The sequence below is a fragment of the Streptomyces sp. NPDC047869 genome (genome assembly GCF_040704065.1).
Classification (GTDB): domain Bacteria; phylum Actinomycetota; class Actinomycetes; order Streptomycetales; family Streptomycetaceae; genus Streptomyces.
In genome coordinates this window covers 41785-60047 of the sequence record NZ_JBEYRK010000027.1, presented here as the reverse complement: position 1 = coordinate 60047, position 18263 = coordinate 41785, and the positions used below count along the sequence as shown (strand labels likewise).

The window sequence follows — 18263 nt, the reverse complement described above, 5'->3', positions numbered from 1 at the left end:
GGGCGTGGCCTCCCGCGCGGTGGCCGGTGACCGCCGACGGATCGCACACAGTCAGCGCATGCTCGCGCTTCGTTGTCAGTGCGGTGGTGCAGACTCGCGATCAGGTGCCACTCGTCTGGGGGAGGGGATCGTGTTCACCGGGATCGACGAGGTCGACTGGGCCTCGCTGCGGCACGCGTACGGCAGCGCACAGGACGTGCCCGGCTGGCTGCGCGGACTGGCGTCCGCGGACGCCGCCGAGCGGCAGACCGCGCTGGACGGCATGTACGGCACGGTGCACCACGAGGGGAACGTGTACGACTCGACGCTCGCCTGCGTTCCCTTCCTGTTCTCGCTCGCCGCCCGCGAGGCGGTGCCGGAGCGGGGCTGCATCGTGGAACTGCTGCTCAGCATCGGGGCGGAGAGCGGGAACGCACGCGCGCGTGAGGCGGTCCGGGCGGACGGCGAGGTGTTCGTGTCGCTGCTCGGGGATCCGGACCCGGGGGTGCGGCGGGCCGCGGCCGGCGCGGTCGTCAGGTTCGTCGACGATCCAGCGCGCGTGCTGGGGCTGCTGCGGCAGCGGATCCCGGTCGAGCGGGACGGCCGGGTGCTGCTGGCCCTCACCGAGGCCGTCGGTGTGTTCGTGCGCCGGTACCCGGCACGGGCCGCCGCGGTGGACCTGCTGGCCGCTCAGAGCGCCCCGCCGCACGACCCCGGGCTGCGTCTCGCGGCGCTCGGCCAGCTCGCGCTCGGTGCCCCCGGCCGGCTCCCCGCCGACCTGGTACCGACGGCCGTCCGGCTGCTGCGGGAGCGGTCGGCCCGCCGCGCCCGTGTCCCGGACCGCTCCGCCAACGACACACTGGTGGGCCGATTACGGCGGCTGCGCCCCTCCGACGAGGAGGGCGCCCGGCTGCTGCGCACCCTGCACACCGCGCTCGGCGACCGGACCGGCGACCGCATCACCTTGCTGACCGGGCAGTTGACCAGCCCCGACCCGGTCGACCGGGGCAACGCCGTATGGATGGCGGCGGTGCTGTTCCGCGGCTGGCGGGCCGGCTTCGCCGGGCCGGTTGCCCTGGTCGGCAGTCAACTGGGCGCGCAGGAGGAGTGGTTGCGGGAAGCGGCGGTCTCCGTCCTTTCGGAGCTGTTCGGCCTGGCCGCTCCGGCGGCGGACGACCTGCACGCTCTGGTGTCCTCCCGGCCCGATCTGTGGACCCACCGCTGGGAGCGCGGCTCACCCACCGTGGGCGGCGCCCTCAAGGCCCTTGCCCGCAGCGGCGATCCGCGGGCCGTCCCGGTGCTGGCACAAGTACTGGCCGGCCCGGTCGTGCCCGGCGGTCTGGGGGACGAGATCGCGCATCTGGGCCCGGCCGCCGCTCCCCTCGCCCCCGCGCTGCGGCACCGGCTGGGGCGGATCCCGCTGGACTCGCCGGCCGCGGACTCCGGGGCCGCGCCGCTGCTGACGGCGCTCAGGTCCATCGGGGACGTGGCCGCGGTGCCGGAGGTGCTGCGGCTGCTGACCGGCGCCCCGGACGGCCTCGGGGCGCGGGACAGAGTGGCCGGGCAGGCCGCAGTGACACTGGACGCCCTCGGCGCCGCCACCCGAGCGGCACCGGTCCTGCGCGCACTGCTGCACACCCGGCACGCGGCCGCGGCGGCGGGCGCGCTGTGGTCGGCGGACGGTGATGCCCCGGCCGTGCTTCCCGTGCTGGTACGGGAGCTGACACAGGGCGAGCCGGGCGTCCGCCACCTGGCCGTGCGGCAGTTGGCCAGGATGGGTCCGGCGGCCCGTGCGGCCCTGCCGGAGCTCCGCCGGGCGGCGGCGTCGGGGCAGGCCGGGCAGCGGACCCTCGCCGCGTGCGCGCTGTGGCACGTCGGGCGGGACCCGGAACCCGTGCTGCCGGTGCTCCGGGCCGCCTGGTCGGAGAGTCCCGGCGTCCGGGGCACGATCGCGCGCTGTCTCGCCTCCATGGGCCCCGCGGGCGCGCCGCTGCGCGACCTCGTGATCGCGGAACTGGCCGCCCCACGGCGGCACACGGCGCGTGCGGGCGGACACGGCGGCCGCGCCATCGCCGAGGACGAGGCACTGCTCAGGGCCTGCGAGGAGGTGCTGGCGGGGCTGCCCGAGTTCTCGTGAACCTCTTCCGGACCGGGCGGGACGCGGGGAGCTTGTGGGCTGTTGTGGCGAGGACGCCCGCCCGTAGTCCGTAGCCGTATGCCGCTGTGGTGTGCGGGACGCCGGGAGCCCACGGGCCGCTGCCGTGGGCGGGACGCGGGAGCCGGTGCGGCGTGCGTGACGCCAGGAACCCACGGGCCGTTGTCGTGCGCGGGACGCCGGGCGGCCGTCAGCCGGCCGGGGTGATCCGTGGGACGCCCGGACACTCCTGGCCGTGTCCCGGCGCGGCCGGGAGCATCACCACGTCATCCGTCCCCACTGCGGTCCCAGCCGGGCCCATTCCGCGTCCCAGTCGTCCATGCGGCGGCGTTCCAGCCGGCCGCGGAGGGCGAGTCCGCCGGCGAAGGGGACGGCGGCGGCGCTCAGCCCGACCAGGCCGCCCATGAGAGCGGCGCGGAAGGTGGCCTCGGACGCCGTGGCCGGACGGCTGACCAGGTGCCCCCGCGGGTCGGTCCACACGGTGACGGGGCTGCCGGCCGCGCTGCCCGGCGCGACCCGGGCCTGCCCGGCGTGCACCGAGCCGTCGATGGCGGTCCAGCGCACCTGTGCCCAGACCCGCTCGGTGCCGGAGGCCTCGGAAGCGGTTCTTCCGGGGGCCCGGGCGACGACGCGGGCCACGGCGGGTCGCCAGGCGGCGCGCTCCCGGGCCAGTCCGTGCTCCACGGACCGGGCGGCGGCGAGGCCGGCGGACGCCCCCGTCAGGACGACGAGCAGCCAGGCGGCGAGCACCACCCAGGCCTCCAGCACGTCGGTCCGGCGCCGCAGCGGATTGCGCCGCCAGCGCCACAGCCACACCTTGGGACCACGGAACGCCTTCAAAGGCATCCTCCTCACGAGCGCACCGACGGGCCGGACCGCACTCCCATACGTGCGCGGCCGCCCCGTTGCTCACGACGAACCGTCTCCCCGACGGTCGCACGAGTGCCCCCTTCCGCGCAGGCGCATGACACAACGCATCGGCGTCGGGGCGCGCGACAGGCCGACTTCACCGCTGTGACCTGCGGCGACGCGGCTTCCGGGGGTGACTGTCAGTGGTGGGGTGCAGACTGGCCGGTATCTGACGACTACCTGGACGACGACGTCCCGGAGGTGACCGGCATGACCGAGGTCCTGCTCGCCGTGGGTACCCGCAAGGGCCTGTTCATCGGACGGAGGCGAGGTGGCGGCTGGGAGTTCGACGACACTCCCTACTTCAACGCGCAGGCGGTCTACTCGGTCGCCATCGACACCCGGGGAGACCGTCCCCGGCTGCTGGCGGGCGGCGACAGCGCGCACTGGGGCCCGTCGGTGTTCCACTCCGACGACCTGGGCCGCACCTGGACCGAACCGGCCCGGCCCGCCGTCAAGTTCCCCAAGGACACCGGCGCCTCACTGGAGCGGGTCTGGCAGCTCCACCCGGCCGCCGCCGAGCCCGGCGTGGTGTACGCGGGGACGGAACCGGCCGCGCTGTACCGCTCGGAGGACCGCGGGGAGAGTTTCGAGCTGGTGCGCCCCCTGTGGGAGCACCCGACCCGTTCCCGGTGGGTTCCGGGCGGTGGCGGCGAGGGGCTGCACACGGTGCTCACCGACGCGCGCGATCCGCGGGCGGTGACCGTGGCCGTGTCCACCGCCGGTGTGTTCCGCACCCGGGACGGCGGGTCGAGCTGGGCGCCGTCCAACTCGGGCGTGTCCGCGGTGTTCCTGCCGGATCCCGACCCGGAGTTCGGCCAGTGCGTGCACAAGGTCGCGCGCGACGCGGCCGACCCGGACCGGTTGTATCTGCAGAACCACTGGGGTGTGTACCGCAGCGACGACGCGGGCGGGAAGTGGACGGACATCGGCGCCGGGCTGCCGTCGACGTTCGGCTTCGCGGTGGCCGCCCATCCGCACCGGGGCGGGACGGCGTACGTCTTCCCGATCAACGCCGACGCCGACCGGGTGCCGGCCGAGCGGCGCTGCCGGGTATTCCGTACGGCCGACGCGGGCGAGAGCTGGGAGCCGCTGTCGAAGGGGCTGCCGTCCGAGGACCACTACGGCACCGTGCTGCGGGACGCGCTCTGCACGGACGACGCCGATCCGGCCGGCGTCTACTTCGGCAACCGCAACGGCGAGGTGTTCGCCTCGGCCGACGACGGCGACACCTGGCGGCAACTGGCCTCCCATCTGCCGGACGTGCTCTGCGTACGGGCCGCCGTGATCGGCTGAAAAGGACCGCCTTGTACGGGAGATGAGGGCGGCGTCCGGCCGGGGCGGCGGCGGCCGTGCCCGGCCGGACCCGGTCGCGGCTTGATCGCCGGCCGGTGCCCGGCAGTAGGGTGACGCCCGTGGCACCACGACCCTTGCATGAAATCGTCGAACCGGGCTGGGCCAAGGCCCTGGAACCCGTCGCCGGACGCGTCGCCGCGATGGGCGACTTCCTGCGCGCGGAGATCGCCGCGGGACGCACCTACCTCCCCGCCGGGCCGAACGTCCTGCGCGCCTTTCAGCAGCCCTTCGACGACGTACGGGTCCTGATCGTCGGTCAGGACCCGTACCCGACACCCGGACACGCCGTCGGGCTCTCGTTCTCGGTCGCGCCCGAGGTGCGTCCGCTGCCGCCCAGCCTGATCAACATCTTCCGTGAGCTCAACAGTGACCTGGGGCTCCCCCAGCCGTCCACCGGCGACCTCACACCCTGGACGCAGCAGGGCGTACTGCTGCTCAACAGGGCGCTCACCACGGCACCGCGCAGCCCGGCCGCCCATCGCGGCAAGGGCTGGGAGGAGGTCACCGAGCAGGCGATCCGGGCGCTGGCCGGACGCGGCAAACCGCTGGTGTCGATCCTGTGGGGGCGGGACGCCCGCAATCTGCGTCCGCTGCTGGGCCGGCTGCCGGCCGTGGAGTCGGCGCACCCGTCGCCCATGTCCGCCGACCGCGGCTTTTTCGGTTCGCGTCCGTTCAGCCGGGCCAACGACCTGTTGATCGAGCAGGGCGGACAGCCGGTGGACTGGCGTCTGCCGTGACCGCCGCCGGTTTCCTGGCCGTGGACTCCGGGGGTTCCGGCCTCCGGGTCGCCGTCGGCGTGCCGGGGCGGCCGCCGTCGGCCCGGGGGGAGTCGCGGGAGCCGGTACGCACCGGTGCGCGGGGCATCGACCCCGCGCACCTCATGGCACAACTCCTGCCGCTGGCCCGGGGGCTGACCACGCGGGCCGGCGTCGGCGAGCTGGGCACGGCCGTCGTCGGCGCCGCCGGGTTCGCCACCCTGGGCGACGCCCTGCGCGCCGAACTGCCGGGCCTGCTCGCCCGCGAACTGGGGGTGCGGTCCGTGGCGCTGGCCGCCGACGCGGTGACGGCCTACGTGGGCGCCCTGGGACCGCGGCCGGGTGCGGTGGTCGCCGGTGGCACCGGACTCATCGCGATCGGCACCGATCTGCACCGCTGGCACCGGGCGGACGGCTGGGGACATCTGCTGGGCGACTGCGGCGGCGGGGCCTGGATCGGCCGGGCCGGTCTCGAGGCGGCACTGCGCGCCCATGACGGCCGTGACGGCGGCTCCGCACCGCTGCGGGCCGGTGCCGAGGAACAGTTCGGCCCGCTGCCCGGCCTGCCCGGCCTGCTCTACCCGCGCTCCGACCGCCCGGCGCTGCTCGCCTCGTTCGCGCCACGCGTGGCCGCCTGCGCCCCGCACGACCCGGTGGCCGCCGGCATCCTGCGCGCGGCCGCCCGCGCCATGGCCGAGTCCGCCGCGGCCGTCTGCCCGGCCTCCGGCGCGGCCGAAGTGGCACTCACCGGAGGCCTTTTCAACATGGGCGACCCACTCGTCGTACCGGTGCGTGAGGAACTGGCGCACCGGCTGCCGCGGGCCCGACTCGTTCCGGCGGAGGGCGACCCGCTGCACGGCTGTGTGCGGATCGCGGGCGAGCTGGCGGCCGGGCGGCTCACACTTCCGGGTGAATCGACCATGCTTCATATCGTCCGCACATAAGGGGATTGTCTGCTTTCCGTTCCATCTGTCCGGCACGTGCCCGAAACACATGCCAAACGGGCGTAACTCATCAGACAAAAGCGGACGGATACCGCTCACCTGCACCCTCCCCGAACAGGGGAACCCAAAGAGCCAGTAACATGCGGCGCCATGAGTTCCCCCACTGGGCCCGCGTCCGGCCTGCCAGTACGAATGCCGCGACCCCGCCAGCCCGGAAGGCACCGCCGACCGGAACCGCTGGTCGCTCCCGAGGGCGCGCCCGCGCTCGTCCTCGCGGTGCCCGGCGCGCCCGGAGCCGCCTCGCGCAGCCTCGCCGAGGAGGTCGTGAGCATCGCCCGCTCCGAGCTGCCCGGCCTGGATGCCCGCATCGGTTACCTGGACGGGGACGACGCCGAGTTCCCGAGCCTGCGCTCGGTGCTGTCCGGCGCCGCCGAGGAGCGGACCGCACGCTTCGAGCAGGCCCGCGCCGCCGGTGCCGACGTCAAGGAGCCCGACGGCCCGGTCGCCGTCGTCGTCCCGCTGCTGGCCGGTCCGGACAGCGCGCTGCTGCGCCAGGTCCGCCAGGCCGTGATGGACAGCCGGGTCGCCGCCGAGCTGACCGACGTCCTCGGCCCGCACCCGCTGCTCGCCGAGGCGCTGCACGTACGCCTGTCCGAGGCGGGCCTGGCCCGCGCCGACCGCGCCCGGCTGTTCACCGTGGCCACGGCCGCGGACGGCATCATCCTGGCCTCGGTGGGCGGCGAGGAGGCCGTGCAGGCGGCCGGCATCACCGGCATGCTGCTCGCCGCGCGGCTGGCCGTGCCGGTCATGGCGGCGGCGCTCGACGAGGAGGGTGCCATCACCTCGGTCGCCGAGCAGCTCCGTTCCTCCGGCTCGCAGCAGCTCGCCCTCGCGCCGTACCTCATCGGCCCCGAGATCGACTCGGCGCTGCTCGCCGCGGCCGCCGAGGAGGCCGGCTGCTCCACCGCCGAGGCGCTCGGCGCCTACCCGGCGATCGGCAAGCTCGCCCTCGCCAAGTACACGACCGCGCTCGGTATCGCCACGCCGCAGCAGCAGGGCACACCGGTCCGCTGACGCGACGGCACCCCCCGTACGGCCGAAGGGCCCGCTCCGGTCGCCGGAGCGGGCCCTTCGGCGTGCCGCGAGGCTGCGCGGGCGCCCGTTCAGCCGAAGACGACGCACGCGGCCGCAGCGACCTCGACGGAGCCGTCGTAGCGGGGCAGTCCTGTCCGTTCCCGCACGTCGAACCAGGTCACGTCGCCGGAACGTTCGTTGGCGGAGTAGAGGAAGCCGTTGTGCTCGGCCAGCGCCCGGGGCCAGTGCCCGCCGCACGGCACCGTGCCGGTCAGCCGGAGGCCGTCCCCCTGGACGGCGAGCACGGACAGGACGTCCTCGCCGCGGGTCGCGGTCCACACGAAGCGGCCGTCCGGTGAGACCACGACGCCCGAGGGGTAGGCGTCGCCCGCCGGGGCGCCCGGCAGCACCGGGACCTCGGCCAGCGGCTTCAGGGAGCCGCCGTCCGCGTGCCAGAGGCACACGGTGACCGTCGGGGTGAGTTCGTTGACCACGTAGGCGTGCTCGCCGTCCGGGTGGAAGGCCAGGTGGCGGGGGCCCGAGCCGGGGCGCAGAGCGATCTCGCGGTGCAGCACGGGCACGCCCCCGTCGAGGGTGCAGACCCGTACCGAGTCCGTGCCGAGGTCGACGCTCACGATCCACCGGCCGCTGGGATCGGGCTGCACCTGGTGGGCGTGCGGGCCGCGCTGGCGGCGGTCGTGCGGGCCGGAGCCGGTGTGCCGCAGCAGTCCGGAGGGTGCGGCGGCCAGGGTGCCGTCCGGGCGCACCGGTACGGCGGTGACGCTGCCGGAGCCGTAGTTGGCGGTCAGCACGTGACCGGCGTGCAGGGCGAGGTGGGTGGGCCCGCCGGCGTCGACCGGCACGGGCGGCCCGGCGGGTTCCGGCTTGTCCGCGCCGACGCGGTACGCGGCGACGGCGCCCTCGGCGGTCTCACTGACCGCGTAGAGCATGTCGCCGTCCGGCGAAAGGGCCAGGTAGGCGGGGTCGGGGACGGTGCCGAGGCGGCCGGTGAGGGTCAGCGCGCCGGTGTCCGGGTGGACTGCCGCGGTGACCAGTCCGGGGCCGCCCGCGGCCGTGAACGACCCGATGAACGCCCTGTGCCGCCTGCCGACTGCTGCCACCGCTGTCCCCTCTCGGTCCGCGCCAGTGGTGCCGACGGTAGCAGTCGGCCACCGTCGGTCTAGACCAACTGGGGGACGTTTCCTCTCAGGCTCCGACGAGCCGCGAGCCGGAGGGTGCCCGCAGCGGCTCGGCCAGCTCGGCGAGCGCCCGCTCCAGGCCGTGCAGATGGGCCAGGGCGGGCTCGGCGGGGGCCTCGGCGGGCCGGTGGACCTGCTCGAGGCCGCCGTCGGTGAGCGCCTCGACCGCGGCCTCCACCCGCCAGCAGGCGGCGGCCAGGCGGGCGTCGTGGGAGGCCTCGGGGTCCGCGGCGACCGCGACCAGACCGCGGATCTCACGGGCGCATTCGTCGAGCAGGGCGAGCACCCGGCGCGCGCGCCGCTTGCGGCCGAGCATCGGGTTCAGCGGGTGCACGAGCGGGGCGACCGAGAGCCGTACCCGGCCGAGGAGCTGCTCCAGCTCGGCCACGCGCGGCGCCGGGTCGGCCGTCGCCGATCCGGCGAGCCGCGCGGCGGCCTCGGCGGTGCAGGCGTGCACGCAGCGCAGGGCGCGCTGGATCCAGGCGTCGGTGGTGGCGTGCGTGGTGACGGGCAGCACGAAGAGCACGGCGAGCGCCGCGCCGAGGGCGCCGACACCGGTCTCGGCCAGGCGCAGGGCGAGCAGGCCGGGGGTGAGGACGCCGAGGAGGCCGTAGAGCGAGGCGGCGAGCACGGTCACCCAGAGCATCATCCAGGTGTAGGAGACGGCGGCCGTGTAGAAGATGCCGAAGACGGCGGCGGCCACGAGGACGGCGGTGGGCACCGCCGCCCCGTGCACCGGCACGGCGACGAGGAAGCCCAGGGCGATGCCGATGACGGTGCCGAGCACCCGCCGGAAACCGCGGACCAGCGTCTCGCCGCGCGAGGCGGTGTTCACGAAGACCCACCAGGTGGCGCCCACCGCCCAGTACCAGCGCTGCCCGGACATGAGCTGGCCGGCGACGAGCGCGAAGCCCGCGCCCGCGGTCGCCTGCACGGCCTGCCGCGTGGTCACCCTGGCCAGCCCGGTGCCGGCTGGCGGCGCGGGTACCGCGGCCGGGGGCAGCCGGCGCTCGTAGCACCACAGGCCGAAGCGCACGGCGGCCGCGCTCAGCACGGACAGCAGGACGGCGGCGTACAGCGCCGGCAGCTGTCCGGGGGTGGTGTGCAGGAACTGGGCCATGAAGAAGGTCATGAAGGCGAAGACGCCGAGGCTGTGACCGCGCGGGCCCCAGCGGCGGGCGTACACGCCGGCGCCGACCACGGCGAGGAACACCAGGTCCCGCGTGACGGGGAAGTCGTGCAGCTCGGCCGCGGCGGCGAGCACGGGCAGGCCGACGGCGGGCAGCAGCGCGGTGGTGACCGCCTGTCCGCGCACGGTGGCGTCGGTGACGGTGAACAGGGCGAGCAGCGCGGCGAGGCCACCGGTGACCGCGCCGGCCAGGGGCTGCCCTGCCGCCCCGCACACGGCGACCGCCAGCCCGATGCCGAGCACGGCCCGCGCGGCGAAGCGCAGCCGCGTACGTCCCGGGTCCGCGGCCACGAACACCCTCTTCAGCACTGAGCCCCTCCCCTTGGAACCCCGGGACGCCCGGAACACCTGGAACGCCGGATGACACACCGGCACACAAAAGGCGCCGCGGGGATCCGCAGCGCCATCGACGTACCCATGAGAGCATCACAGAGGTCACTGGCTCAAGTGTTGGCCGCATCACTGATCCAATGGCTCAGCCCGGCACTCGGGCGAACGGTTGCCGTGATACCAACGGACCAGGTCGGGCGGCATACGGGGCCGTCTCACCGGTGAGCCATTGGTACAGTCGTGCCTCATGAGCGTGGACGCACTCGACACCCGCATCCTGCGGCTGCTGCTGGAGCAGCCGCGCACCAGTGTGCGCGAGTACGCCCGCATCCTCGGCGTCGCCCGGGGCACCCTCCAGGCCCGCCTGGACCGCATGGAGCGCGACGGCGTGATCACCGGTACGGGTCCCTCGCTGTCCCCCGCGGCGCTGGACCACCCGGTGCTGGCCTTCGTGCACATCGAGGTCACCCAGGGCCATCTGGACGACGTGGGCGACGCGCTGGCCGCCGTGCCGGAGATCGTCGAGGCCTTCTCGATCACGGGCGGCGGCGACCTGCTCGCCCGGGTGGTGGGGCGGGACAACGCCCATCTGGAGGACGTGATCCAGAAGCTGATCAGCCTGCCGGGCGTGGTGCGCACCCGCACCGAGGTGGCCCTGCGCGAGCGCGTGCCGTACCGGCTGCTCCCCCTGGTGGAATCGGTCGGACAGGCGGACCGCGCCTGACGCCGGGCATGCTGGACGGCATGAGCGAGCCCGGCACCCTTGCGGTCGTCTTCGATCTCGACGGAACGCTGGTGGACAGCGAGCCGAACTACTACGAGGCGGGCCGGCTGACCCTGGCCGAGCACGGTGTCCCGGACTTCACCTGGACGGAGCACGAGAGCTACGTCGGCGTCAGCACCCTGGAGACCGCCGTCCTCTGGCGGGAGCGCTACGGCCTGCGCGCCTCGGTGGAGGAGCTGTTCGAGGCGACGAACCGGCGCTATCTGGAACTGGCCCGCACCGGCACGCGCGCGTACCCGGAGATGCGGAAGTTCGTGGAGCTGCTGGCCGCGGAGGGGGTGCCGACGGCGGTGGCCTCCGGCTCCTCCCTGGACGCGATCCGGGCGATCCTCGCGGGCACCGGCCTGGACGCCCACCTGCGCACCGTCGTCTCCGCGGACGAGGTGCCCCGCGGCAAGCCCGCCCCCGACGTCTTCCTCGAGGCTGCCCGCCGGCTCGGCGTGGACCCGGTCGGCTGCGTGGTAGTCGAGGACGCGGCGCCGGGCGCGGCGGCCGCGCACGCGGCCGGGATGCGCTGCGTCGCCGTCCCGTACGTGGCGGCGCAGGCGGACGCGCCCGAGTTCGCCACGGCCGCGCTGCTCGTGCGGGGCGGCCAGGCGGAGTTCACGGCGCAGTCGGCGTACACGTGGCTCATGGAAACGGCCGGTTCCCGCTGAGCCGGACGGGAGGTTCCCGAGGCGCGCGGCGGCGCTCCCGGAGTGCGCCAGGCCGAACGGCTGCTTAGCGTGACCACATGACCACAGTCCAGGCAGGGCCCACCCCCGACGACCGGCGGTGGAAGGCGCTCGCGGTCTGTCTGACGGCGGGGTTCATCTCGCTGCTCGACACCTCGATCGTGAACGTGGCGCTGCCCTCGATGGAGCACGGGCTGGGCGCCTCCGAGGCCGCCCAGTCCTGGGTGGTCTCCGGATACGCCCTGACCTTCGGGCTCGCGCTCGTCCCGGCGGGCCGACTGGGCGACATGCGCGGCCGGCGCCAGGCCTTCCTGCTCGGGCTGGCCCTGTTCACGCTGTCCTCCGCGGCGTGCGGGCTCGCTCCAGGGCCGTCCTGGCTCGTGGTGTTCCGGCTGATCCAGGGCACCGCGGCGGGCATGGTCGCGCCTCAGACCTCGGGGCTGATCCAGCAGATGTTCCAGGGTTCCGAGCGGGCCAAGGCCTTCGGCCTGCTCGGCAGCGTCATCGGAGTTTCGACGGCGGTGGGGCCGCTGGCGGGCGGCGTGCTGATCGACGCTGTCGGCACCGCGGACGGCTGGCGCTGGGTGTTCTTCGTCAACCTGCCCATCGGGGTGGCCGCCTTCACCGCCGGGCTGCGGCTGCTCCCCCGCTTCCCCGCGGCCGCCGACAAACGGGAGACGTTCGACCTGTTCGGGGTGCTCCTCCTCGGCTCCGGCGTGCTCGCGCTGATGCTGCCGCTGGTGCAGGAGCAGCAGTGGACCGGACGGCTGAAGTGGGCACTGCTGCCGGTGGCCGCGCTGCTGCTGGCCGCGTTCTGGACGTGGGAGAGACGACAGGGGCGGCGCGGCCGGGACCCGCTGGTCGACCTGGAGCTGTTCTCCCTGCGGTCGTTCACGCTCGGCGCCCTGGTCAGCCTCACCTACTTCGCGGGCTTCACCACGGTCTTCTTCGTCTACACGCTGTTCCTGCAGAACACGGTCGGCTACAGCGCGCTGGCCGCGGGCCTGACGGTGCTGCCGTTCGCGGCGGCCTCGGCGGTCGGCGCGGCCGCCGGGGGCCGGCTGGTGGTGCGCTTCGGCCGCAAGCTGGTCGTCATCGGGCTGGCCGGGGTGGCGCTGGGGCTGCTCGGGGTGGTCGCGGCGGTGGAGCTGGTGCCCGGGCCGAATGTGGGCTGGGCGACCGCGCTGCCGCTGCTGATCGGCGGAATCGGCTCCGGCCTGACGGTCTCCCCCAACACGACCCTCACCCTCACCCGGGTCCCCGTGCACCGGGCCGGAGCGGCCGGCGGTGTCCTCCAGACGGGCCAGCGGGTCGGGTCGGCGGCCGGAATCGCCGTGGTGGGCGCGGTCTACTTCGCGCACCAGGCCGGCCGCGGGTACTCCGTCACGGCCATTCAGCTCGGGCTGCTCACCGCGGTCGGGCTCATCATGATCGCCCTGGTGCTGGCGGTCGCGGACCTGCGGGAGCGCCGGACGCACCCAGAACCGGCACGGGCCGGGGAGCGGGTCCGCCGGGGCGCCGCGGAGGGCGGCGCGGAGGAACCGGTGCGGCCCGGCACCTGAGGCCGGGGGCACGGAGGAACCGGTGCGCCCCAGGACCTGAGGCCGGGGCGCGAAACGACGGCCGGCTGCGACGGCCGGCTGCTACTTCCGGCGCGGCTTGCCCCGTTTGGCGGGCTTGGCCGCCTTCCCGCCGCCCCCGGAGCCGGTGCGGCCCCGTGCGGCACGGCTCGCGGGCTTGGAGCCGGTCGACTTCCCCGAAGCAGGCTTCGAGCGGCCGCCGCCCTGCTGCGCCCGCCCGCGCCGCTGCTCGGCCTCGGCGTTCTCCGCCGTACGGCCCCGCGTGCTGTTGACGGTGCGGCCGCGGACGATGCCGATGAAGTCCTCCACCAGGTCGGTGGTTGCCTCCTCGGGCCAGGACAGGGCAACGCTCGACTGGGGCGCGTCGGTGACGGCACGGTAGGTGAGGTCCTTGCGGTGGTACAGCCGGGCCAGAGACTGCGGGACGATCAGCAGGCCGACGCCGGCCGCCACCAGCTCGATCGCGTCGGGGGTCGTCGCGGGACGCTCGAAGGCCGGCTCGCCGGGCGGGGCGGCCCAGTCGAAGACGTCGTCCAGGGGGTGGAACACGACCTCGTCGGCGAGGTCGGCCACGGTCACCTCTTCGGCCGCCGTGATCAGGTGGTCCCTGGGCACGACGACCACCGTGGTCTCCGTGTACAGGGGGATCGCGCTGAAGAACGTACGGTCGACCGGCAGCCGTACGAAGGCCGCGTCCGCCTCTCCCGCGCGCAGTAGTCCCGGCGCCTCGGGGGCGGGGACCTGGAGCAGGGTGAGCGGGATGCCGGGCAGGCGCTCCTGCCAGATCCGCGCCCATTTGCCCGGCGTCACTCCGGGGACGTACGCGAGCCGGAACGACGGTGATTCCTCCGAGCCTGTCACCAGGCCAGGCTACCGGCCGTGGTCGGCCGGCCCGCACCCGGCCGATACCCTTGACCTCATGAGTTCGCAGCAGAGCACCCAGACGATGAAGCCCGCGACCGCGGCGAAGAAGCTGGGTGTGTACCTCCCCGCCACCCCCGCCGACTTCCAGGAGGGTGTGGTCACGCGCGCCGAGCTGAACGAGCTGCAGGCCAATCCGCCCGAGTGGCTGCGCGTGCTGCGAGCGGACGGTCCGCACCCGCGTCCGGTGGTCGCCGCGAAGCTCGGCGTGTCCATCTCGGGCCTCGCGCGCGCCGGGGTCACCGAGGCGCTGACCACCGAGCAGATCGAGGCGCTCAAGCAGGAGCGGCCAGAGTGGCTGGAGAAGGAGCGGGCCACCCAGGCCGAGGTCCGCAAGGAGGGCGCACGGCTGAAGAGCCTCAAGAAGGAGACGGACGCGCCGGACGCCTGAGACGGCTGACGCCCCCGGCCACCGGGGGCGTTGTCATTTCGCCTCCCCTACAGTTCCGCTCAGTTGATCACCGGGCGTGCGGGGAGGCATGTACGGGGTGGGTGGCCGCGGGCGGTTAGCTCCCCCACCGCGACGACCTGCGTCTGCTGGTCGGCTGCGGCCCGCTACACCACGAGGTGGACCGGGCGCTGTGCGCCGCGGCCCGAGGCGCCTGAGGGCGTAGTGGGATGCGGGCCGCCGTTCCCCCGCGCCGGCGGCCCGCCCGGCGTTCGTCCGAGTCCGAGCAGGCCGGACGCGCCGGGTTGAAGTGTGCGGCATCCGGGGAGGGCGGGGGTATGCGTACAAGTACGTACGCGGCACCGGGCCGGGGGAGGCCGGCGCACGGGATACACGCGGAGACGAAGCACGTGGCACAGGGGCTGGAGAAGGCCTACGAACGTCTGGTGGCGGTGGCCGTGGCGGCGCTGCACGAACGGGAGCCCGGACGGCTGTGGCCCTCGCTGAGCGGCGCACTGGCCGAGCTGTGCGGCGGCGAGGCGGCCGTGCACAAGCTGGACGACTGGAGTGAGCGCAGCGGCACGGTCGGTGCGTCCCCCGGTGCCGCCGCCCGCGAACTGGGCCGGCTCCCGGAGGCGGACCTGGGTCTGCTGCGCGCCGGATACCCCTTCGCCCGCCACTACGCGCGGCGGCCCGAACGGTCACCGGTCACCGCGCACCGCGCGGCCGGCCGGGTCTGGCGGGACAGTGCGACGGCCCGGCTGCTCGGCGCGGTGCTGAACGTCGACCATGTGCTGGGTGTGCCGCTGCCCGGCAGCTCCGCCCCGATCACCGGCTGCCTCGTCTTCCGGTCCGGGACGGACTTCACCGACGACCACCTCGCCATGGCCGAGCGCGCACAGCCGCTGATGGAGGCCGTGGAACGGCAGCGGCGGCTGCTGGAGGAGTGGCGGCGGTCCCTGGCCCCGGCCGGAGCGTCCGACGAGCGGGCGGCGGACTGCGCGCTGACGCCGCGCGAGACGACCGTACTGCTGCTGCTCGCCGAGGCCCTGACCGCCGACGCCATCGGCCGGCGCCTGGGCATCTCGGCCCGCACGGTGCACAAGCACGTCGAGAACATCTACCGCAAGCTGGGCACCCGCGACCGGATCGGCACCCTCCTGCGCGCTCAGCGGCTCGGGCTGGTCGCGGCGCCAGGGCGCCGCTAGCGGTGCTCGGGGTTCTCGAAGTCACGGCGGCATCCGGCGTCCCAGGCGGTGCGCTGGTTGCCGTAGGCGGGAATGCCGCCGAGGTCCTTCAGCGTCCGCGCCAGGTGCAGCAGGTTCCAGGTCATGAAGGTGGTGTTGCGGTTGGTGAAGTCGTTCTCCGGGCCGCCCGATCCGGGGTCTAGGTACGAGGGGCCCGGGCCCGCCTCGCCGATCCATCCCGCGTCCGCCTGGGGCGGGATGGTGTAACCCAGGTGCTGCAGGCTGTAGAGGACGTTCATCGAGCAGTGCTTGACGCCGTCCTCGTTCCCGGTGATCAGGCAGCCGCCGACGCGGCCGTAATAGGCGTACTGACCGGCGTCGTTGAGCAGACTCGAGCAGGAGTAGAGGCGCTCGATCACCTGCTTCATGACGGAACTGTTGTCACCCAGCCAGATGGGGCCCGCCAGTACGAGGATGTCGGCCGCGAGGACCTGCCGGTAGAGGTCCGGCCAGGCGTCCGTCGTCCAGCCGTGCTCGGTCATGTCGGGCCACACTCCGGTGGCGATGTCGTGGTCCACCGCCCGTACGACGTCGACGCGCACGCCCTGCGCGTCCATGACGGCGGTGCTCCGGTCGATCAGCCCCTGGGTGTTGCTCGTCTCCGGCGAGCGTTTGAGGCTGCAGTTGAACACCAGGGCCCGTAGGTCGTCGTACCGGTTCGGCGGTGCGTCGGTTGCGGGCGGCGAAGCGGTCACGAGGTCCTCCCGGAGCCGTTGGTCCAAGGGCGGGCCGGAGTCAGTACGCGGCCGGCGGGATGTTCTGGTTGGCGTGGAACAGGTTGTCCGGGTCGTAGGAGCGCTTGACCGAGGCGAGGCGGTCGTAGTGCCCCCGGTACGTGGCCCGGATCCGGTCCGGGTTCTCCTGCTCGCCGATGAAGTTGACGTAGGTGCCGCCCATGGAGTGCGGGTGGAGGTCGGTCCAGTAGTCGACGCACCAGTGCCGCACCAGGCCGGCGTTGGCGGGGTCGGGGTCGATGCCGCCGATCACACCGGACCAGACGGCGTCCCGGTAGGCCCAGGCCGTGTCGTCGGGGCCGACGCGCTGGGCCGCCCCGTCCACCGGGTACATGTGCAGGGTCGACAGGCCGGTGGGGATGTTCTCGGCGTACTTCTGGTGCACGTCCACGGCGGCGTCGGAGATGGCGTCGAAGAAGTCGCCGCGCCAGTACCACTGCAGTCCCTTGGGGATCAGCGTGTCGAACATGGTCTGCAGCGCGGGGTAGGGCATGGGGGTGGTGAAGTGGAAGGCTGGCGGCGCCGGGTCGTCGACCACCGAGAGCACCTCGGCCAGGTGGTCGTCGGCGAGGCCGCCGGTGTAGCACCAGACGACGCCGCACACCTTCTGCCCGTGGATCGGCTCGGGGAACGGCGGGCCGGGCGGCACGACCAGCACGGCGAAGAACCCGCTGAGTTCCTCCGGCGCGGCGGGCAGGAACTCCCGGTACCAGCGCAGCACCTCCTGGATGCGGTCGACCGGCCAGACCGTCACGGCGACTCCGACCGTGGCGGCCGGGTGCAGCCGGAACGTGAACGACGTGACCACGCCGAAGTTGCCGCCGCCGCCCCGCAGCGCCCAGAACAGGTCGGGATGACGCTCCGCCGACGCGGTGACACAACTGCCGTCGGCGAGGACGACGTCGGCCGACAGCAGGCTGTCGATCGTCAGGCCGTACCTGCGGGTGAGGTAGCCGTGGCCGCCGCCCAGCGTGAGGCCGCCGACGCCGGTGGTCGACATGATGCCCGCGGGCACGGCGAGCCCGAAGGCGTGGGTCGCGTGGTCCAGATCCCCGAGTCGGCTGCCGCCGCCCACCTGGACGGTCGTCGTCTCGGGATCCACCCTGGCCCAGCGCATGGGCGACAGGTCGAGCACGAGCCCGTCGTCGACGAGGCACAGACCCGGCCCGCTGTGGCCGCCGCCGCGCACCGCCAGCTCGGCGCCGGTGTCCCGGGCGAAGGAGATGGTCGCTTGCACGTCCGCCACGTCCACGCACTGCGCGAAGGCCGCGGGCCGCCGGTCGATCATGGCGTTGTAGATGCTGCGGGCCTCGTCGTAGCCGGGGTCGCGCGGGGCGATCACCGGCCCTCGCAGTGCCTCGCGCAGACTCCCGACAGCCGTTTCGTCGATAGCGCCCATGGCTGAGGACCTCTGTGTGGAGCATGGATCCGATGCGCGGACGCGCCGTCCCGTCCGCGCGCCCGGTCTTCAGTTTTCACCCGCGGGTCACGCCCCGCACATCGGCGTCGCGTGAGGCGTACGGCGTTCCGCGGCCGTCCTCAGCCCAGGAAGCTCAGCCGCACTTGGCGGTCACGGTTGTCCTTGTTCGTGTCGACGAGGCAGACCGACTGCCAGGTCCCCAGCTCCAGGTGCCCGCCGATGACCGGCAGGGTCGCGTACGGCGGCACCAGCGCGGGGAGGACGTGGTCGCGGCCGTGGCCCGGGCTGCCGTGCCGGTGCTGCCAGCGGTCGTCGGCGGGCAGCAGGGAGTGCAGGGCGGCTAGGAGGTCGTCGTCGCTGCCGGCGCCCGTCTCGATGATCGCGACGCCGGCCGTGGCGTGCGGGACGAAGATGTTGAGCAGGCCGTCGCGGCCGGCCGCGGCCTCCCGCAGGAAGTCCTCGCATTCGCCGGTGAGATCGACGACCCGCTCCCGGGAACCGGTGACGACGTTCAGCATTCGCGTGGTGAAGGCATCTGACATGCCCTCCATCCTGACCCATGTGCCGGGTTTCACACGCCGGGAGGAGTCGGCGCCGACCGTGCTCGGGCGGGTAGCGGGCGGTC

Annotated in this window: 16 protein-coding genes and 1 pseudogene; 10 read left to right on the top strand and 7 right to left on the bottom strand. The window is 74.2% G+C overall.

What is annotated here, in order from left to right; all coding sequences use genetic code 11:
• The first annotated feature begins 130 nt into the window (after positions 1 to 130).
• Positions 131 to 2116 carry a HEAT repeat domain-containing protein gene (locus AB0924_RS28625; RefSeq protein ID WP_358929126.1) on the top strand — a complete coding sequence of 662 codons (1986 nt, stop codon included), beginning with the start codon at positions 131 to 133 and terminating at the stop codon, positions 2114 to 2116.
• Positions 2117 to 2392: 276 nt separating this feature from the next.
• On the opposite strand, the gene AB0924_RS28620 is transcribed toward AB0924_RS28625, so the two are convergent.
• Positions 2393 to 2980 (bottom strand): hypothetical protein, encoded by a 588-nt coding sequence (locus AB0924_RS28620; protein ID WP_366912910.1) that lies wholly within the window; start codon positions 2978 to 2980, stop codon positions 2393 to 2395.
• A 206-nt stretch (positions 2981 to 3186) separates the two neighbouring features.
• Here AB0924_RS28620 and AB0924_RS28615 point away from each other — a divergent pair.
• The 4 genes and pseudogenes from AB0924_RS28615 to AB0924_RS28600 all read left to right on the top strand — a co-directional run bounded on the left by AB0924_RS28615 (position 3187) and on the right by AB0924_RS28600 (position 7172).
• Positions 3187 to 4339, top strand: a pseudogene (locus AB0924_RS28615) (exo-alpha-sialidase).
• Between the two features lie 119 nt (positions 4340 to 4458).
• Entirely contained in the window at positions 4459 to 5136 is a 678-nt protein-coding gene (locus AB0924_RS28610) for a uracil-DNA glycosylase (protein WP_351660408.1), read from the top strand.
• Entirely contained in the window at positions 5133 to 6098 is a 966-nt protein-coding gene (locus tag AB0924_RS28605; RefSeq protein ID WP_366912909.1) for a BadF/BadG/BcrA/BcrD ATPase family protein, read from the top strand. The genes AB0924_RS28610 and AB0924_RS28605 overlap by 4 nt, the downstream gene beginning before the upstream one ends.
• A 150-nt stretch (positions 6099 to 6248) precedes the next feature.
• Positions 6249 to 7172, top strand: coding sequence for a hypothetical protein (locus tag AB0924_RS28600; protein ID WP_358929119.1), 924 nt, complete (start codon positions 6249 to 6251; stop codon positions 7170 to 7172).
• Between the two features lie 89 nt (positions 7173 to 7261).
• Here AB0924_RS28600 and AB0924_RS28595 read toward each other — a convergent pair whose 3' ends face one another.
• Together AB0924_RS28595 and AB0924_RS28590 are read right to left on the bottom strand one after the other, a co-directional pair.
• Positions 7262 to 8293 (bottom strand): lactonase family protein, encoded by a 1032-nt coding sequence (locus tag AB0924_RS28595; protein WP_366912908.1) that lies wholly within the window; start codon positions 8291 to 8293, stop codon positions 7262 to 7264.
• 85 nt (positions 8294 to 8378) lie between these two features.
• On the bottom strand, positions 8379 to 9869 hold the full coding sequence (locus AB0924_RS28590) for an FUSC family protein (protein WP_358929115.1): 1491 nt from the start codon (positions 9867 to 9869) through the stop codon (positions 8379 to 8381).
• A gap of 268 nt (positions 9870 to 10137) precedes the next feature.
• Between AB0924_RS28590 and AB0924_RS28585 the strand changes: the two genes are divergently transcribed.
• The 3 genes from AB0924_RS28585 to AB0924_RS28575 all read left to right on the top strand — a co-directional run bounded on the left by AB0924_RS28585 (position 10138) and on the right by AB0924_RS28575 (position 12910).
• Positions 10138 to 10614 (top strand): Lrp/AsnC family transcriptional regulator, encoded by a 477-nt coding sequence (locus AB0924_RS28585; RefSeq protein ID WP_358929113.1) that lies wholly within the window; start codon positions 10138 to 10140, stop codon positions 10612 to 10614.
• A gap of 20 nt (positions 10615 to 10634) precedes the next feature.
• Positions 10635 to 11330 (top strand): HAD family phosphatase, encoded by a 696-nt coding sequence (locus AB0924_RS28580; protein WP_366912907.1) that lies wholly within the window; start codon positions 10635 to 10637, stop codon positions 11328 to 11330.
• Between the two features lie 77 nt (positions 11331 to 11407).
• On the top strand, positions 11408 to 12910 hold the full coding sequence (locus AB0924_RS28575; RefSeq protein WP_358929109.1) for an MFS transporter: 1503 nt from the start codon (positions 11408 to 11410) through the stop codon (positions 12908 to 12910).
• 81 nt (positions 12911 to 12991) lie between these two features.
• Here the strand turns inward: AB0924_RS28575 and AB0924_RS28570 are convergent, their stop codons facing one another.
• A complete protein-coding gene (locus AB0924_RS28570) occupies positions 12992 to 13789 on the bottom strand; it encodes a LysR family substrate-binding domain-containing protein (protein ID WP_358929107.1) in 798 nt (265 codons plus the stop codon).
• Positions 13790 to 13847: 58 nt separating this feature from the next.
• Between AB0924_RS28570 and AB0924_RS28565 the strand changes: the two genes are divergently transcribed.
• Positions 13848 to 14240, top strand: coding sequence for a DUF5997 family protein (locus tag AB0924_RS28565; protein ID WP_366912906.1), 393 nt, complete (start codon positions 13848 to 13850; stop codon positions 14238 to 14240).
• A 407-nt stretch (positions 14241 to 14647) separates the two neighbouring features.
• Positions 14648 to 15445 carry a LuxR C-terminal-related transcriptional regulator gene (locus tag AB0924_RS28560; protein WP_358929103.1) on the top strand — a complete coding sequence of 266 codons (798 nt, stop codon included), beginning with the start codon at positions 14648 to 14650 and terminating at the stop codon, positions 15443 to 15445.
• On the opposite strand, the gene AB0924_RS28555 is transcribed toward AB0924_RS28560, so the two are convergent.
• The 3 genes from AB0924_RS28555 to AB0924_RS28545 all read right to left on the bottom strand — a co-directional run bounded on the left by AB0924_RS28555 (position 15442) and on the right by AB0924_RS28545 (position 18180).
• On the bottom strand, positions 15442 to 16179 hold the full coding sequence (locus AB0924_RS28555) for a flavodoxin family protein (protein ID WP_358929101.1): 738 nt from the start codon (positions 16177 to 16179) through the stop codon (positions 15442 to 15444). The genes AB0924_RS28560 and AB0924_RS28555 overlap by 4 nt on opposite strands.
• 40 nt (positions 16180 to 16219) lie before the next feature.
• Entirely contained in the window at positions 16220 to 17617 is a 1398-nt protein-coding gene (locus AB0924_RS28550; RefSeq protein ID WP_366912905.1) for an FAD-binding oxidoreductase, read from the bottom strand.
• Between the two features lie 140 nt (positions 17618 to 17757).
• Positions 17758 to 18180, bottom strand: coding sequence for a secondary thiamine-phosphate synthase enzyme YjbQ (locus AB0924_RS28545; RefSeq protein WP_358929099.1), 423 nt, complete (start codon positions 18178 to 18180; stop codon positions 17758 to 17760).
• Positions 18181 to 18263 lie beyond the last annotated feature (83 nt).

What these genes read in the sequence shown, in the direction of transcription:
- AB0924_RS28620 (WP_366912910.1), bottom strand. Translation starts at nt 2,980, where the DNA reads ATGCCTTTGAAGGCGTTCCGTGGTCCCAAGGTGTGGCTGTGGCGCTGG.
- AB0924_RS28600 (WP_358929119.1), top strand. Translation starts at nt 6,249, where the DNA reads ATGAGTTCCCCCACTGGGCCCGCGTCCGGCCTGCCAGTACGAATGCCG.
- AB0924_RS28585 (WP_358929113.1), top strand. Translation starts at nt 10,138, where the DNA reads ATGAGCGTGGACGCACTCGACACCCGCATCCTGCGGCTGCTGCTGGAG.
- AB0924_RS28580 (WP_366912907.1), top strand. Translation starts at nt 10,635, where the DNA reads ATGAGCGAGCCCGGCACCCTTGCGGTCGTCTTCGATCTCGACGGAACG.
- AB0924_RS28575 (WP_358929109.1), top strand. Translation starts at nt 11,408, where the DNA reads ATGACCACAGTCCAGGCAGGGCCCACCCCCGACGACCGGCGGTGGAAG.
- AB0924_RS28565 (WP_366912906.1), top strand. Translation starts at nt 13,848, where the DNA reads ATGAGTTCGCAGCAGAGCACCCAGACGATGAAGCCCGCGACCGCGGCG.
- AB0924_RS28550 (WP_366912905.1), bottom strand. Translation starts at nt 17,617, where the DNA reads ATGGGCGCTATCGACGAAACGGCTGTCGGGAGTCTGCGCGAGGCACTG.
- AB0924_RS28545 (WP_358929099.1), bottom strand. Translation starts at nt 18,180, where the DNA reads ATGTCAGATGCCTTCACCACGCGAATGCTGAACGTCGTCACCGGTTCC.